The organism is Mycobacterium sp. SMC-11 (genome assembly GCF_046250095.1).
GTDB lineage: Bacteria > Actinomycetota > Actinomycetes > Mycobacteriales > Mycobacteriaceae > Mycobacterium > Mycobacterium heraklionense_A.
The window spans coordinates 1,282,767-1,296,364 of the sequence record NZ_CP176430.1; the positions used below are offsets into that span (position 1 = coordinate 1,282,767).

The 13,598-nt window shown below is 68.3% G+C and carries 14 protein-coding genes; 9 read left to right on the forward strand and 5 right to left on the reverse strand.

The window, feature by feature from the left end; all coding sequences use genetic code 11:
• The first annotated feature begins 28 nt into the window (after positions 1-28).
• Positions 29-1,528 (forward strand): trypsin-like peptidase domain-containing protein, encoded by a 1,500-nt coding sequence (locus tag ACKY0X_RS06170; protein ID WP_409428727.1) that lies wholly within the window; start codon positions 29-31, stop codon positions 1,526-1,528.
• An 11-nt stretch (positions 1,529-1,539) separates the two neighbouring features.
• On the forward strand, positions 1,540-1,923 hold the full coding sequence (tatB, locus tag ACKY0X_RS06175; RefSeq protein ID WP_409428728.1) for a Sec-independent protein translocase protein TatB: 384 nt from the start codon (positions 1,540-1,542) through the stop codon (positions 1,921-1,923).
• Between the two features lie 36 nt (positions 1,924-1,959).
• Here the strand turns inward: tatB and ACKY0X_RS06180 are convergent, their stop codons facing one another.
• The 4 genes from ACKY0X_RS06180 to ACKY0X_RS06195 form a co-directional block, all read right to left on the reverse strand.
• Complete coding sequence (locus tag ACKY0X_RS06180; RefSeq protein ID WP_409428729.1) at positions 1,960-3,114, reverse strand: Mrp/NBP35 family ATP-binding protein; 1,155 nt, start codon at positions 3,112-3,114, stop codon at positions 1,960-1,962.
• A 49-nt stretch (positions 3,115-3,163) separates the two neighbouring features.
• Entirely contained in the window at positions 3,164-4,486 is a 1,323-nt protein-coding gene (locus tag ACKY0X_RS06185; protein WP_409428730.1) for a lytic transglycosylase domain-containing protein, read from the reverse strand.
• A 117-nt stretch (positions 4,487-4,603) separates the two neighbouring features.
• Positions 4,604-5,122 (reverse strand): DUF1003 domain-containing protein, encoded by a 519-nt coding sequence (locus tag ACKY0X_RS06190; RefSeq protein WP_409428731.1) that lies wholly within the window; start codon positions 5,120-5,122, stop codon positions 4,604-4,606.
• Complete coding sequence (locus tag ACKY0X_RS06195; protein ID WP_065039442.1) at positions 5,119-6,417, reverse strand: magnesium transporter MgtE N-terminal domain-containing protein; 1,299 nt, start codon at positions 6,415-6,417, stop codon at positions 5,119-5,121. The genes ACKY0X_RS06190 and ACKY0X_RS06195 overlap by 4 nt, the downstream gene beginning before the upstream one ends.
• Before the next feature lie 24 nt (positions 6,418-6,441).
• On the opposite strand from ACKY0X_RS06195, the gene ACKY0X_RS06200 reads away from it, so the two are divergent.
• On the forward strand, positions 6,442-7,428 hold the full coding sequence (locus tag ACKY0X_RS06200) for an HpcH/HpaI aldolase/citrate lyase family protein (protein ID WP_409428732.1): 987 nt from the start codon (positions 6,442-6,444) through the stop codon (positions 7,426-7,428).
• Here the strand turns inward: ACKY0X_RS06200 and ACKY0X_RS06205 are convergent.
• Positions 7,400-8,002, reverse strand: coding sequence for a DUF4190 domain-containing protein (locus ACKY0X_RS06205; RefSeq protein ID WP_409428733.1), 603 nt, complete (start codon positions 8,000-8,002; stop codon positions 7,400-7,402). The genes ACKY0X_RS06200 and ACKY0X_RS06205 overlap by 29 nt on opposite strands.
• Before the next feature lie 78 nt (positions 8,003-8,080).
• Here ACKY0X_RS06205 and ACKY0X_RS06210 point away from each other — a divergent pair, with 78 nt between their 5' ends.
• The 6 genes from ACKY0X_RS06210 to ACKY0X_RS06235 all read left to right on the forward strand — a co-directional run bounded on the left by ACKY0X_RS06210 (position 8,081) and on the right by ACKY0X_RS06235 (position 13,577).
• On the forward strand, positions 8,081-8,608 hold the full coding sequence (locus ACKY0X_RS06210; RefSeq protein ID WP_046284653.1) for a general stress protein: 528 nt from the start codon (positions 8,081-8,083) through the stop codon (positions 8,606-8,608).
• Between the two features lie 73 nt (positions 8,609-8,681).
• Positions 8,682-10,103, forward strand: coding sequence for an extracellular solute-binding protein (locus tag ACKY0X_RS06215; protein ID WP_409428734.1), 1,422 nt, complete (start codon positions 8,682-8,684; stop codon positions 10,101-10,103).
• Positions 10,100-10,993 (forward strand): carbohydrate ABC transporter permease, encoded by an 894-nt coding sequence (locus ACKY0X_RS06220; RefSeq protein WP_409428735.1) that lies wholly within the window; start codon positions 10,100-10,102, stop codon positions 10,991-10,993. Before ACKY0X_RS06215 ends, ACKY0X_RS06220 begins: the two co-directional genes overlap by 4 nt.
• Positions 10,990-11,817 carry a carbohydrate ABC transporter permease gene (locus ACKY0X_RS06225; RefSeq protein WP_024441681.1) on the forward strand — a complete coding sequence of 276 codons (828 nt, stop codon included), beginning with the start codon at positions 10,990-10,992 and terminating at the stop codon, positions 11,815-11,817. The genes ACKY0X_RS06220 and ACKY0X_RS06225 overlap by 4 nt, the downstream gene beginning before the upstream one ends.
• Positions 11,818-11,821: 4 nt before the next feature.
• Entirely contained in the window at positions 11,822-12,967 is a 1,146-nt protein-coding gene (locus ACKY0X_RS06230; protein ID WP_409428736.1) for an ABC transporter ATP-binding protein, read from the forward strand.
• Between the two features lie 7 nt (positions 12,968-12,974).
• On the forward strand, positions 12,975-13,577 hold the full coding sequence (locus tag ACKY0X_RS06235; RefSeq protein WP_409428737.1) for a suppressor of fused domain protein: 603 nt from the start codon (positions 12,975-12,977) through the stop codon (positions 13,575-13,577).
• Positions 13,578-13,598: the final 21 nt, after the last annotated feature.

A 13,598-nucleotide genomic window follows, 5' to 3' on the forward strand; every position in this document is an offset into this window, starting at 1 on the left:
CCCAGGGCTGGACCCGGAAGAGGAATAGGTGAGCTCCAACAACGAGAACGCCGGCGGTAACCGCTTGGCTCCGCGACCCGTCTACCGGCCCCCCGTGGACAATGCGTCCAAGAAGGCCTTCGGCCGGCCCGACGGGGTGCCTGGTTCTTTCACTCCCGCCGACGTACGGCCCAAGAAATACCGCGAGCAGGGCGAGTTCACGCCGCGTGACCTGCCGCCGGACCCGGTGCTCAAGGAGGCCTTCAGCCGGCCCTACGGCACCGGACCCTCGTTGCAGCGCCATCCCGCCGACGCCGGCGCGCTGGGCCGCAACGGCAAACCGGACGGGCTGGAAGACACCGGTGACCCGTGGCGTGACCCCGCCGCCGGTGCCGCGCTCGGCTCGCCGGCCGTGGTTCCGCCCGTACCGCGGGCAGCCGGCGAGTTGGGTGGCCGCCTCGGCGTGCGCGACGTGCTGTTCGGCGACCGGATCTCCTACCGTGCGCTGGCCACGCTGGCCGCGATCGCGCTGGCGATCGGCATGGTCGGCGGCTGGGTCGGACGTACCACCGCGCAGGTCGTCGAGGCTTTCACGACGTCGAAGGTGACGCTGTCCACCAAGGGCAACGCGGAGGAGCCGGCCGGGCGATTCGCCAAGGTCGCCGAGGCCATCGCCAACTCGGTGGTGACCATCGAGTCCGTCAGCGACGACCAGGGCATGCAGGGCTCGGGCGTTGTCATCGACGGCAAGGGCTACATCGTCACCAACAACCACGTCATCTCCGAAGCCGCCAACAACCCCAGCAAGTTCAAGACGACGGTGGTGTTCAACGACGGCAAAGAGGTGCTGGCCAACCTGGTCGGCCGCGACCCGAAGACCGACCTGGCCGTGCTCAAAGTCGACAACGTCGACAACCTGTCGGTGGCCCGTCTCGGGGACTCGGACAAGATCCGGGTGGGCGATGAGGTGATCGCAGCGGGCGCTCCGCTGGGTCTGCGCAGCACCGTGACCCACGGCATCATCAGCGCCGTGCACCGACCGGTCCCGCTGTCCGGCGACGACTCCGACACCGACACCGTCATCGACGCGGTGCAGACCGACGCCTCGATCAACCACGGCAACTCCGGCGGTGCGCTGATCGACATGGACGCGCAGCTGGTCGGGATCAACACCGCCGGAAAGTCGTTGTCCGACAGCGCCAGCGGCCTGGGATTCGCGATCCCGGTCAACGAGATGAAGACCGTGGCCGAGGCGCTGATCAAGGACGGCAAGATCGTGCACCCCACGCTGGGGGTGAGCGCTCGCTCGGTCAGCAACGCCATCGCGTCGGGCGCGCAGATCGCCAACGTCAAGGTGGGCAGCCCGGCGGAGAAGGGCGGCATCCTGGAGAACGACGTGGTGGTCAAGATCGGTGACCGCAGCGTCGCCAACGCCGACGAATTCGTCGTGGCGGTCCGCAACCTGACCATCGGCAAGGAAGCGCCCGTCGAGGTGGTCCGGGATGGGCGGCACGTGACACTGACGGTGACCCCCACCCCCGACGGTTAGAGTCCGCCTCGATGTTCGCGAATGTCGGCTGGGGCGAGATGCTGGTCCTGGTGGTGCTCGGGTTGGTGATTCTGGGCCCGGAGCGGTTGCCGGGAGCGATCCGGTGGACCGCAGGTGCACTGCGCCAGGCCCGGGACTACGTCACCAACGCCACCGATCAGCTGCGCGACGAGATCGGTCCGGAGTTCGATGACCTGCGGGTTCCGCTGAGCGAATTGCAGAAATTGCGTGGCATGACCCCGCGCGCCGCGCTGACCCGGCATCTGCTCGACGGCGACGATTCGCTGTTCACCGCGGTCGGGTCGCTGGCCGCAGAGCCTCGTCCGATGCCGCCGGTACCGGCCGTGGTGCCCGAGCCGGGTGGGCCGGCTCCCTTCGACACCGACGCCACCTAGATCCGGAAGATCGGGCGTCTCCGTAGGCCCAGTGGCTCAGCGCCGGGAGCCCCCGGTGTCCAGACCCAGTGACATACCCACCAGTCCGCGTCGGCGGGTGGCCAGCTGATCGGCGATCTGACGCAGCTCCTTGCCCGCTGCCGAGTCCGGCGAGAGCACCACCGGGGAGCCGGAGTCGCCGCCGGTCACCATTTCGCTGTCGATCGGCACCTGGCCGAGCAGCGGCACATCCCGGCCCATCGCCCGGGTCAGTCGCTCGGCCACCCGCTCGCCGCCGCCCTCGCCGAACAGGTGCATGGTGGACCCGTCGGGCATGGCCAGTCCGGCCATGTTCTCCACCACTCCGACAACCTGCTGGCGGGTTTGCAGGGCGATCGCCCCGGCGCGCTCGGCGACCTCCGCGGCAGCCTGCTGCGGCGTGGTCACCACCAGGATCTCGGCCGACGGCACCAGCTGGGCCACCGAGATCGCGATGTCGCCGGTGCCCGGGGGCAGATCCAGCAACAGCACGTCCAGGTCGCCCCAGTAGACGTCGGCGAGGAACTGCTGCAACGCCCGGTGCAGCATCGGTCCCCGCCACACCACCGGCGTGTTGCCCTGGGTGAACATCGCGATCGAGATCACCTTCACGCCGTAGCCGATCGGCGGCATGATCATCGAGTCGACCTGGGTGGGCAGGGCGGTGACGCCCATCATCCGCGGCACCGAATGGCCGTAGATGTCGGCGTCGAGCACCCCGACGGACATCCCGCGTTCGGCCAGCGCGACCGCGAGGTTGACGGTCACACTCGATTTGCCGACCCCGCCCTTGCCGGAGGCGATTGCGTACACCTTGGTCAGCGAGCCCGGCTGGGCGAACGGGATGACCGGTTCCTTGGCGTCGCCGCGCAGCTGTTTGCGCAGCTCGGCGCGCTGTTCGTCGCTGAAAACATCGAGGCTGACTTTGACCGGTCCGGTGCCGGGCACGTCGTTGATCGCCGTAGTCACGTTGTTGGTGATCTCGGCTTTCATCGGACAGCCGGCGATCGTCAGGTAGATGGTGACGTGGACGCTGCGGTCGTCCGCGATCTCGATGCTTTTGACCATGCCCAGGTCGGTGATCGGACGCCGAATGTCGGGGTCCAGCACGGTGCCCAACGCTGCATAGATGGCGTCGTGCAGGGCTGCAGTGTCATCGTGATTCTCGGACATCGCAACCGAGTCTAAGGCAGTACGGCAGGGCCTTTGCCTGTGAGATACGTCAGGCCGGCGGGACGGCCTGCGGCCCATCCTGCGGTGTACCGGCCGGCGCCGGTGGCGGCGGGGCGCCCGGTACGTCCAGCGGGGCCGGTGCGACGGCGTAGGCCGGCATCGGCGCGGGCGGGACCTGCGGAGCCTCCGGCTGGCCGAAGGGGGCCGGCGGGACGCCGTTGGGTGCTGGCGGGGCCGGTACGGCTTGGGGCTCTAGGCAGATCATCCGGCAGGCCGCCGAGGGGCGCGGCAACTGCTGTTGTTGTTGCTGCTCGGGCGAGGTCATCCAGGGGGGCAGCCACGGCGGTGCCTGGGATGCCCAGTCTTGCAAGCTCGGCTGCCCCAGGTCGATCAGCGACGATTCGGCCGGGTGATCGAGCCGCGACATCCCGTGCAGGCTGAGTGATTCCGGCCCGAGCCCTTCCGGGTGTTCCAGGTGCTCCAGATGCAGGTCCGCGATCGGCGGCGCCGGGCCCACGATCGGCGGCAGGTCGACGGGAGCCACCCCGGTGGCATAGGCCGCCGCCCAACCCATCACGTTCTCCGCGTAGGCCATCGAGTTGTTGTAGCGCAGGATCGCGGTCAGAACCTGCGACTGTTCGCGCAGGTTCATCCCACCGCTGCACAGGTACCGCGCTGCCGCCAACGTCGCGTCGTAGACATTCTGCGGGTCCGCGCGACCGTCGCCGTCGCCGTCGGCGGCATATCGCGACCAGGTCCCGGGCAGGAATTGCATCGGGCCCAGTGCGCGGGCGTAGACCACCCGGCCCGGGGCGCTGCTGGCGACGATGACTTCGTTCCCTGGCAGGGTGCCGTCCAGCGCCGGCCCGTAGATCGGCTGCAGCACGTTGCCGCGTGCGTCGGTGGCCCCGCCGTTGGCGTGCCCGGACTCAATACGTCCGATCCCGGCCAGCAGGTTCCAGCTGATCCCGCATTCGGGCTCGGCGACCGCCATCTGCCGCTCGGCGTTCTGGTAGGCGGCCAGCGCCGACTTGGGGATTCCCAAGGTGCCCGGTGCATAGACGACGGCGGCCGGTGGCGCCGACGGGGCACCGGCGGCCACGTGCAGATTCGGTTGCGAGCGGGGTATCGCGACGACGGAGGGGCCCGAGTAGCGGCCGGACGTGTGCACCGAAGCCGCCAGCGGGGTGATGGCGGCGTTGCGCAGCGGCAGCGAGGTCGACGGCGATCGGGGGGTGGCACCCACGGCGCCGGCGAATACCAGCGGGGTGATGAACGCCAGGCCGAAGGCAGGTCGCAGGGCCGAACGGGCCGCCCGCCGCACCTTGGCAGCGCGGGACACGCGTTCCGGTGCGCCGCCCCCTGTTGGCACTCGACCGCCCCTTGTCCGCTTCGAAAAAGTCTCGTGAAACCGCTCGGGCTTCGTGAACTAGGTCACCATACCCAACACGTGTCTTGCGGATGACCGTTATCTGGTCTGCGTCGCCTGTCAGGACTGCCGGTGGGGCGATTCCGAGGCGGCGGAGCCGGGCTCGGGCCGCAGGGACTCCAGCAGTTCCCGGACCCGCTCGAGCTCATGGTGCAGGTAGTCGCGGGTGGCAACTTCGCCGACCGCCAGGCGCAGGGACGCCAGTTCCCGAGCCAGGTACTCGGTGTCGGCTTTGGTCTGCGCGGCGCGGCGGCGGTCCTCGTCCAAGCTGACCCGGTCACGGTTCTCCTGCCGGTTCTGGGCCAGCAGGATCAGCGGAGCGGCGTAAGCGGCCTGGGTGGAAAAGGCCAGGTTGAGCAGGATGAACGGGTAAGGGTCCCACTTCAGGCTGACCGCGTAGACGTTCAGCAGGATCCATCCCACCACCAGCACGGTCTGAATGGCCAGGTAGCGCCCGGTGCCGAAGAACCGCGCCACCGATTCGGTGAACCGGCCCAGCGCGTCGGGATCCAGGTTCAGGCTGGGCAGCCGCGAGGTGCGGGGCGTGGACAGCCGCTGTGATGTAGAGCGGTCGGTCACGACTGCCTCCCGGCGAGTTTCGGCCCCAGGTCCGGCTCGGGGGTTTCGCGCCAATCATCGGGCAGCAGGTGGTCCAGCACGTCGTCGACCGTCACCGCACCCAGCAGGTGGTTCTGCTCGTCGAGCACCGGTCCGCACACCAGGTTGTAGGCGGCGAAATAGCGGGTCAGCTCGGCCAGCGACACGTCCGGGTTCAATGCCGGCAGGTCGGAGTCGACGAACCCGCCGATGAGTTCGGCCGGTGGCACCCGCAGCAGCTGCTGCAGCGGGACGGAGCCCAGGTAGCGGCCGGTCGGGGTGGCAGTGGGTGCGCGCGTCACGAAAACCAGCGACGACAGCGCCGGGGTCAGGTCGGGGTCGCGGACCCGGGCCAGCGCCTCGGCGACCGAAGTGTCGGCGGTCAGCACCACCGGATTGGAGGTCATCAACCCGCCGGCGGTGTCGGGCGAGTGCTCCAGCAGGCGGCGCACCGGATCGGAGTCGTCGGGGTCCATCCGTGCCAGCAGCGTCTCGGCCTCGGTGGGGTTCATCACGCCCAGCAGGTCCGCGGCGTCGTCGGGGTCCATCTCCTCCAGCACGTCGGCGGCCCGATCGGTGCCCAGCTGGCCCAGCACGACGGCCTGACGTTCCTCGGGCAGCTCCTGCAGGATGTCGGCCAGCCGGGCGTTGTCCAGGGCGTTGATCACCTCGTAGCGGCGCTTAGGCGGCAGCTCGCGGATGGCGTCGGCGACCTCGATCGGCCGCCAGCCCTCGAATTGCTGCAGCAGTTGCGCCACGCCCTGTCCGGGCATCGCCAGCGCCGACGGGGTCAGGCCCTGCACGTTGTGCCAGTCCACGATGTGTACGGCGGCGCGCCGGCCCAACCGTCGGGAATGCCGCACCGCGATTCGGGTCACCAGCCAGTCACGCGTACGGCTCTGTTCGATGGCCAAGTCGGTGATCGCCACATCGACGCCGGCCAGCTCGGGCAGCTCCGGGTCGGTGACCCGGACCTTGGTGTCCAGGACCTGACCGAGCACGAGTGCCTCACCGGGCCGCTGATTGAACTTGCGTAGGGACACCGTTCCGGTGTTGAGGGTGACGGCATTGGGCTCGATCGACGCGACCCGCAGAATCGGCACGAAGATGCGTCTGCGGGTGGGCAGTTCGACCACGAGTCCCAGGACGCGCGGCTGCTGACGCACGATGCTAAGACTGACGACCACATCGCGGACCCGGCCGACAGATTCGCCGAACGGGCCTAGCACCAGCATCCTCGCAAGTCGCGCTGCGTAAACCCTGTTGCTCGACGCCATGGTTGAAAGGGTAGGAGTATTTAGGTGACCAACGTGTATCGCCCCCGCCGTACTTGCCTGTCGGTACCTGGCAGCAGCCAGAAGATGATCGACAAGGCCAAGGGCCTGTCCGCAGATGAGGTCTTTCTCGATTTGGAGGACGCTGTCGCTCCAGCGGCAAAAGAGCAGGCCCGGACCCTGGTCGCCCAAGCGCTGACCGCGCGCGACTGGACGGCGCCGCTGCTCGGGGTGCGGGTCAACGACTGGACCACACCGTGGACCCATGCCGACCTGATCGAGGTGGTCTCGGCGGTCGGTGCCGCCGGTACCCGACTCGATGTGATCGTGCTGCCGAAGGTGTCTGACGCCTCGCATGTGCAGGCACTCGACCTGCTGCTGACCCAGCTGGAGACCATCCACGGGCTGCCGGTCGGCCAGATCGGTATCGACGCCCAGATCGAGGACGCCCGCGGCCTGATGAACATCAACGCGATTGCCGCAGCGCCTCGGGTGCAGGCATTGGTGCTGGGACCGGCCGATCTGATGGCCAGCCTCAACACCCGCACCCTGGAGGTCGGCGAGCAGCCCGAGGGCTACACCGAGGGCGACGCCTACCACCACGTCTTGATGACGATCCTGGTGGCGGCGCGCGCTCACGGGGTGGCTGCGGTCGACGGGCCGTATCTGAAAGTGCGTGACGTTGCGGCGTTTCGGCGGGTGGCGGGCCGCTCGGCCGCGCTCGGTTACGACGGCAAATGGGTGCTGCATCCCGACCAGATCGCGGCGGGCAACGAGATCTTCAGCCCGCGTCAATCCGAGTACGACCACGCCGAGCTGATCTTGGAGGCCTATGCGTGGCACACCTCGCACGCCGGCGGAGCCCGCGGTGCGGTGATGCTCGGCGACGAGATGCTCGACGAGGCCAGCCGCAAGATGGCTTTGGTGGTGGCGGGCAAGGGCCGTGCGGCCGGAATGCGCCGTGAGGCACCGCCGTTCGAGCCGCCTAGTTCAGGGCGATCATCGCGAGAATGAGCGAGAGCGTCACGGCGACACCACCGATCGCGGTTCCGGCCACCGCCATGCCGTGGCCGGCCTCACCGGTCGACTTGATCTGGCTCAATGCCACGCCGCCGAGGATGACGCCGGCGACCCCCAGCGGCCAGAACACCAGGCCGAGCAGGGAGACCACCAGGGAACTGACCGCCAAGACGTTGGTCTTCTGCGCCTGACCCGGATTGAAGTAGCTGCCCGGATACGGCGCGCCGTAGCCCGACGGCGGGTAACCGGGGGGATTGCCATAGCCGGCGGGAGGGTATCCGGGCGGGGCGCCCAGTCCCGGGTACTCGCCCGGGGCGGGCGGGGTGGGCGGCAGATAACCGCCGGGCGGCAGATAGTTGCCGGGCGGCGGGGGCGGCGGGTAACCGCCCGCACCCGGGGGCGGCGGCGGGAAACTCGGCGGGGGATAGCCGGGGCCCGGCGGGTAGCCCTCGAAGCTCGGCGGGTACGGCCAGCCGCCCTGGTCGGGCGCGGGCGCACCCGGGTCCGCCCAGGGCTGGTCGGCATTGCCTCGTGGATTCTCGCCAGAATCCCCGCCGTGAGCTGTCATGCTGTTCAACCTAGCCGATGCGCCGCGACCGGCCTGTCGTCCGACAGCCGCTTTCCGGAGCAAGGAGAGAGAAATCCCATGACCAGCCCGTTCCAGCCCGGACAGACTCCCGATCCACTCGGCGCTGCAGGTGCGCCGGGACGCCGTGATGTGGGCCGGCTGCCGACCCCGCCGAAAGGCTGGCCGATCGGTTCCTACCCCACCTACGCCGAGGCGCAGCGTGCGGTGGACTACCTGTCCGACCAGCAGTTCCCGGTGCACCAGGTGACGATCGTCGGTGTCGACCTGATGCAGGTCGAGCGGGTCACCGGCCGGCTCACCTGGCCCAAGGTGCTCGGCGGTGGCGTGCTGACCGGAGCCTGGCTGGGCCTGTTCATCGGCCTGGTGCTGGGCATCTTCAGCGACAACCCGACCCAGGCACTGGTGACCGGCCTGATCGCCGGGGTGTTCTTCGGCTTGATCACCTCATCGGTCCCTTACGCGATGGCCCGTGGTACAAGGGATTTCAGTTCGACCATGCAACTGGTCGCGGGCCGCTACGACGTGCTGTGCGACCCGCAGAGCGCCGAGCAGGGCCGGGATCTGTTGGCGAAGCTGACGCTCTGACTCTGCGTTGTTGCGTAGCGCGGTCAGGCGGCCTTACCGTCGTGGCACGAAACGGCAACGGGAGGCGGGTGGCGTGGCGAGTCGGCGCGGTCGCGTACGGCGGCTGGGCGCGGCTGCACTGACCGCACTGGCCGTTGCGTCGGCGGGATCGGCGTGCGGTTCGTCCGGGCCGTCCACCGATGTCCCGGTGATCAGCGTCTATACCCCGGCCAACGACGCCGCGACGTTCCGGATGATCGCGGCGCGCTGCACCCAAGAGGCCGGTGGCCGGTACCGGGTGCAGCAGTTCAGCCTGCCGCGCGCTGCGGACGACCAGCGCCTGCAATTGGCCCGTCGCCTGACCGGCAACGACCGCACCTTGGACGTGATGGGCCTGGACGTGGTGTGGACCGCCGAGTTCGCCGAGGCCGGCTGGGCGTTGCCACTGGCTGAGGATCCGGCCGGCAAGGCCGAGGCCGACGCCGCTGACGATACGCTGCCGGGCCCGCTGGCGACCGGCCGCTGGCACGATCGGCTCTATGCTGCACCTCTGGTCACCAACACCCAATTGCTCTGGTACCGGCCGGATCTGATGAAGTCCGCGCCGTCCACCTGGGAGCAGATGATCGCCGAGGCGGCCCGGTTGCACAGCGCGGGCCAGCCCAGCTGGATCGCGGTGCAGGCCAAGCAATACGAGGGTTTGGTGGTGTGGTTCAACACGCTGCTGGAAAGCGCCGGGGGAAGGGTCCTCGGCGACGACGGCAAGACGGTCACCCTCACCGACACCGGTGAGCACCGGGCCGCCACTGTTGCCGCGCTGCGGGTTATGAAGGCGGTGGCGACCGCTCCGGGCGCCGACCCGTCGATCACCCAGACCGATGAGGGCACCGCCCGGCTGGCCTTCGAACAGGGCAAGGCGGCGCTGGAGGTCAACTGGCCCTTCGTGCTGCCGTCCATGCTGGAGAACGCCGTCAAGGGCGGGGTGGGGTTCCTTCCGCTGCAAGGGCGTTCGGATCTGGCCGGCAGTATCGACGGCATCGGCGCCTTTGCGCCCAGCGACGAGCAGTACCGCATCGCCTACGAGGCCAGCCGCAACGTGCTCGGATATGCGCCGTATCCGGCGGTGTTGCCGGGGCATCCGGCCAAAGTGACCCTCGGTGGATTGAACCTGGCGGTGGCCAAGACCACCCGGCATCGCGCCGAAGCGTTCGAAGCGGTGCGCTGTCTGCGAAACGCCGCGAACCAGAAGTATCTCGCGATCGAGGGTGGGCTGCCCGCGGTGCGCGCCTCGGTGTACGCCGACCCGCAGTTCCAGGAAAAATACCCGCAGCACAACGTGATCCGTCAGCAGCTCACCGACGCTGCGGTGCGACCGGTGACACCGGTCTACCAGGCGGTGTCGACCCGGATATCGGCCACGCTGGCGCCGATCAGCGCCATCGACCCCGAGCGCACCGCCGATGAGCTCACCGTGCAGGTGCAAAAGGCCATCGACGGCAAGGGACTGATCCCGTGACTCGCGCCGGCTCCCGCGCCGATGACGTCCGTTCCCAGCGCCGGCTCGCGGTGGCGCTCGTCGCGCCGGCGGTGATCCTGATGCTGGCCGTGACGGCTTATCCGATCGGTTACGCGATCTGGCTGAGTCTGCTGCGCTACAACCTGGCCACTCCGGACGACACCGCGTTCGTCGGGCTGGCCAACTATCAGACCACCCTGACCGACTCCTATTGGTGGACCGCGTTCGCGGTGACGCTGGGCATCACCGTCGTCTCGGTGGTCTTCGAATTCGTCTTCGGCCTGGCGCTGGCCCTGGTGATGCACCGCAGCCTGTTCGCCAAGGGCATGGTGCGCACGGCGGTGCTGGTGCCCTACGGCATCGTCACTGTCGCGGCCGCCTACAGCTGGTACTACGCCTGGACGCCCGGGACCGGCTACCTGGCCAATCTGTTGCCGACCGGCAGTGCGCCGCTGACCCACCAACTGCCGTCGCTGGGGATCGTGGTGCTGGCCGAGGTGTGGAAGACCACGCCGTTCATGGCGCTGCTGTTGCTGGCCGGGCTGGCACTGGTGCCCGACGAACTGCTCAAGGCCGCCCAGATGGACGGAGCCGGCGCCTGGCGGCGACTGGTCACCATCATTCTGCCGATGATGAAACCGGCGATCCTGGTGGCGTTGCTGTTCCGCACGCTCGACGCTTTTCGGATCTTCGACAACATCTACGTGCTCACCAACGGCTCCAACAGCACCGGCTCGGTATCGATCCTGGGCTACGACAACCTGTTCAAGGGATTCAACGTGGGCTTGGGGTCGGCGATCTCGGTGTTGATCTTCATCTGCGTGGCGCTGATCGCGTGGGTGTTCGTCAAAGTGTTCGGCGCCGCGGCACCGGGATCGAGCCAGAAATGACCGAGCTTCGCCGCCGCACCGCGTGGCTGATCATCGACCTGGCCGTGGTGCTCTACGCGCTGGTGCCAGTGCTGTGGATCTTCTCGTTGTCGCTCAAACCGACATCAACGGTCAAGGACGGCAGATTGATTCCGTCCACCGTGACCCTGGACAACTACCGCGGGATCTTCGCCGGTGACGTCTTCGGCTCGGCATTGATCAACTCGGTGGGCATCGGTCTGATCACCACCGTGATCGCGGTGGTGATCGGGGCGATGGCCGCCTATGCGGTGGCTCGCCTGGAGTTCCCCGGCAAGCGGCTGCTGGTCGGGGCGGCCCTGCTGATCGCGATGTTCCCCCAGATATCCCTGGTGACACCGATTTTCAACATCGAGCGCGCCACCGGGCTGTTTGACACCTGGTTGGGGTTGATCATTCCCTACATCACCTTCGCGCTGCCGCTGGCGATCTACACTCTCTCGGCGTTTTTCTCTGAGATCCCGTGGGATCTGGAGAAGGCCGCCAAAATGGACGGTGCCACCCCCGGGCAGGCGTTCCGCAAGGTGATTGCGCCGCTGGCGGCCCCGGGTATCGTCACCGCAGCGATTCTGGTGTTCATCTTCGCCTGGAACGACCTGCTGCTGGCGTTGTCGCTGACGGCGACCAAAGCCTCGGTCACCGCGCCGGTCGCGATCGCCAACTTCACCGGCAGTTCGCAATTCGAGGAGCCGACCGGATCGATCGCGGCGGGCGCAATGGTGATCACCGTGCCGATCATCGTCTTTGTTCTAATCTTCCAACGACGGATCGTGGCGGGACTGACCTCCGGCGCGGTGAAGGGATAGGCCGATGGCAGATATCGAACTCGTCCACATCACCAAGAGCTACCCCGATGGCGCTGTGGCGGTGAAAGATCTGTCGCTGAGCATCGCCGACGGTGAGTTCATCATTCTGGTGGGGCCGTCGGGTTGTGGAAAATCCACCACGCTGAACATGATCGCCGGCCTGGAGGAGATCTCGTCGGGGGAGTTGCGGATCGGGGGTGAACGCGTCAACGAGCGCGCGCCCAAGGACCGCGACATCGCGATGGTGTTCCAGTCCTACGCGCTCTACCCACACATGACGGTGCGGCAGAACATCTCGTTCCCGCTGACCCTGGCCAAGATGCGCAAGCCGCAGATCGCCGAAAAGGTGGCGGAGGTGGCCAAGATCCTGGATCTGACTGAGCTGCTGGATCGCAAGCCTTCGCAGCTCTCCGGTGGCCAGCGTCAACGGGTCGCGATGGGGCGGGCGATTGTGCGGCACCCCAAGGCGTTTCTGATGGACGAGCCGCTGTCGAACCTCGACGCCAAGCTGCGCGTGCAGATGCGCAGTGAGATCGCCCGGCTGCAGCGCAGGCTGGGCACCACCACCGTCTACGTCACGCACGACCAGACCGAGGCGATGACGCTCGGGGACCGGGTGGTGGTGATGCACGGTGGGATCGCCCAGCAGGTCGGCACACCCGACGAGCTTTACGAGCGGCCCGCCAACCTGTTCGTCGCCGGTTTCGTCGGTTCCCCGGCGATGAACTTCTTCCCGGGCACGCTGACCGCGACCGGCGCACGCCTGCCCATCGGTGAGGTACCGCTCGACGCGGTGACTCGCGAATCGATCGGCAGGCATCCCGCACCGGCCGGCGGTGAGGTGGTCATCGGGGTACGCCCGGAGCATTTGGGCGATGCCGCGCTGCTCGATGACGCGCAGCGTGGTCGCGCGGTGAAGTTCGCGGCCCGTGTGGACCTCGTCGAATCGCTGGGCGCCGACAAGTACCTGTATTTCACCCCGAACGAAACCGGCGATGCGCCAGCCGAAAACGATCTGGTGGCCCGGGTTCCCGCTGCGTCGAAAGCGGCCGGCGGGCAGCCGATCGAGCTGGCGCTGGACCCCGAGAAGGTGGTCGTGTTCGACGCCAAGACCGGGGTGAACCTCAGCGTCGCACCGGCTGGGCGGTGACCCGCCGGTGAGTGAACATCTGGACCGGGTGCGTGAGCATGTCCGGCGGCATTTCGCGGGCGTCGCTGCCGAGCCCGACACCGCGAGGGTGACGTTTCTGGGCGTCGAGCCCATTGAGGTGTTGCGGTTCGGCCCCGGACCCGATCGGATGGTGCATTACGTCTCGGCCGGTTGCTCGCGCCACCCGATGGGTGACCCCGGCGAGCTGCTCGCCGATCCGGTGCACGGTCCCCGGGCTGAAATCGTGGTGAGCCTGCGTTCCTCTGGTTCTGACACCGGGCTGGCCCGCAGCCTTGCCGCGGTGGCGGCCGCGCCGGTCGTCGAAGGGGTGGTGCTGGCGCCCGATGCGCTGATCGACCTCGGCGGCCCGCTGTGGACTGGGCCGTCGGGTCCGGTGCCGTTCACCGCGGTGTTGCTGGGCGACAGCGACATCGCCGAACTCGCGCTGGAGCCGCCGCGGGAGCCGGTGCGGTTCTTGTCGGCCACCCCGATCACTGCGACCGAAGCCGCGTGGGTGCGGCTCAAGGGCGCCGAGGCGATGCGCGAGGCGTGGCGCGCCGACGGTGTGGACGTCTTCGACCCGGGCCGTCCAGCGTCCCAGCCCCTCTAGCTCCCTTCTTGCGCGAGCGTG

What these genes read in the sequence shown, in the direction of transcription:
- tatB (WP_409428728.1), top strand. Translation starts at nt 1,540, where the DNA reads ATGTTCGCGAATGTCGGCTGGGGCGAGATGCTGGTCCTGGTGGTGCTC.
- ACKY0X_RS06180 (WP_409428729.1), bottom strand. Translation starts at nt 3,114, where the DNA reads ATGTCCGAGAATCACGATGACACTGCAGCCCTGCACGACGCCATCTAT.
- ACKY0X_RS06195 (WP_065039442.1), bottom strand. Translation starts at nt 6,417, where the DNA reads ATGGCGTCGAGCAACAGGGTTTACGCAGCGCGACTTGCGAGGATGCTG.
- ACKY0X_RS06205 (WP_409428733.1), bottom strand. Translation starts at nt 8,002, where the DNA reads ATGACAGCTCACGGCGGGGATTCTGGCGAGAATCCACGAGGCAATGCC.
- ACKY0X_RS06210 (WP_046284653.1), top strand. Translation starts at nt 8,081, where the DNA reads ATGACCAGCCCGTTCCAGCCCGGACAGACTCCCGATCCACTCGGCGCT.
- ACKY0X_RS06225 (WP_024441681.1), top strand. Translation starts at nt 10,990, where the DNA reads ATGACCGAGCTTCGCCGCCGCACCGCGTGGCTGATCATCGACCTGGCC.
- ACKY0X_RS06230 (WP_409428736.1), top strand. Translation starts at nt 11,822, where the DNA reads ATGGCAGATATCGAACTCGTCCACATCACCAAGAGCTACCCCGATGGC.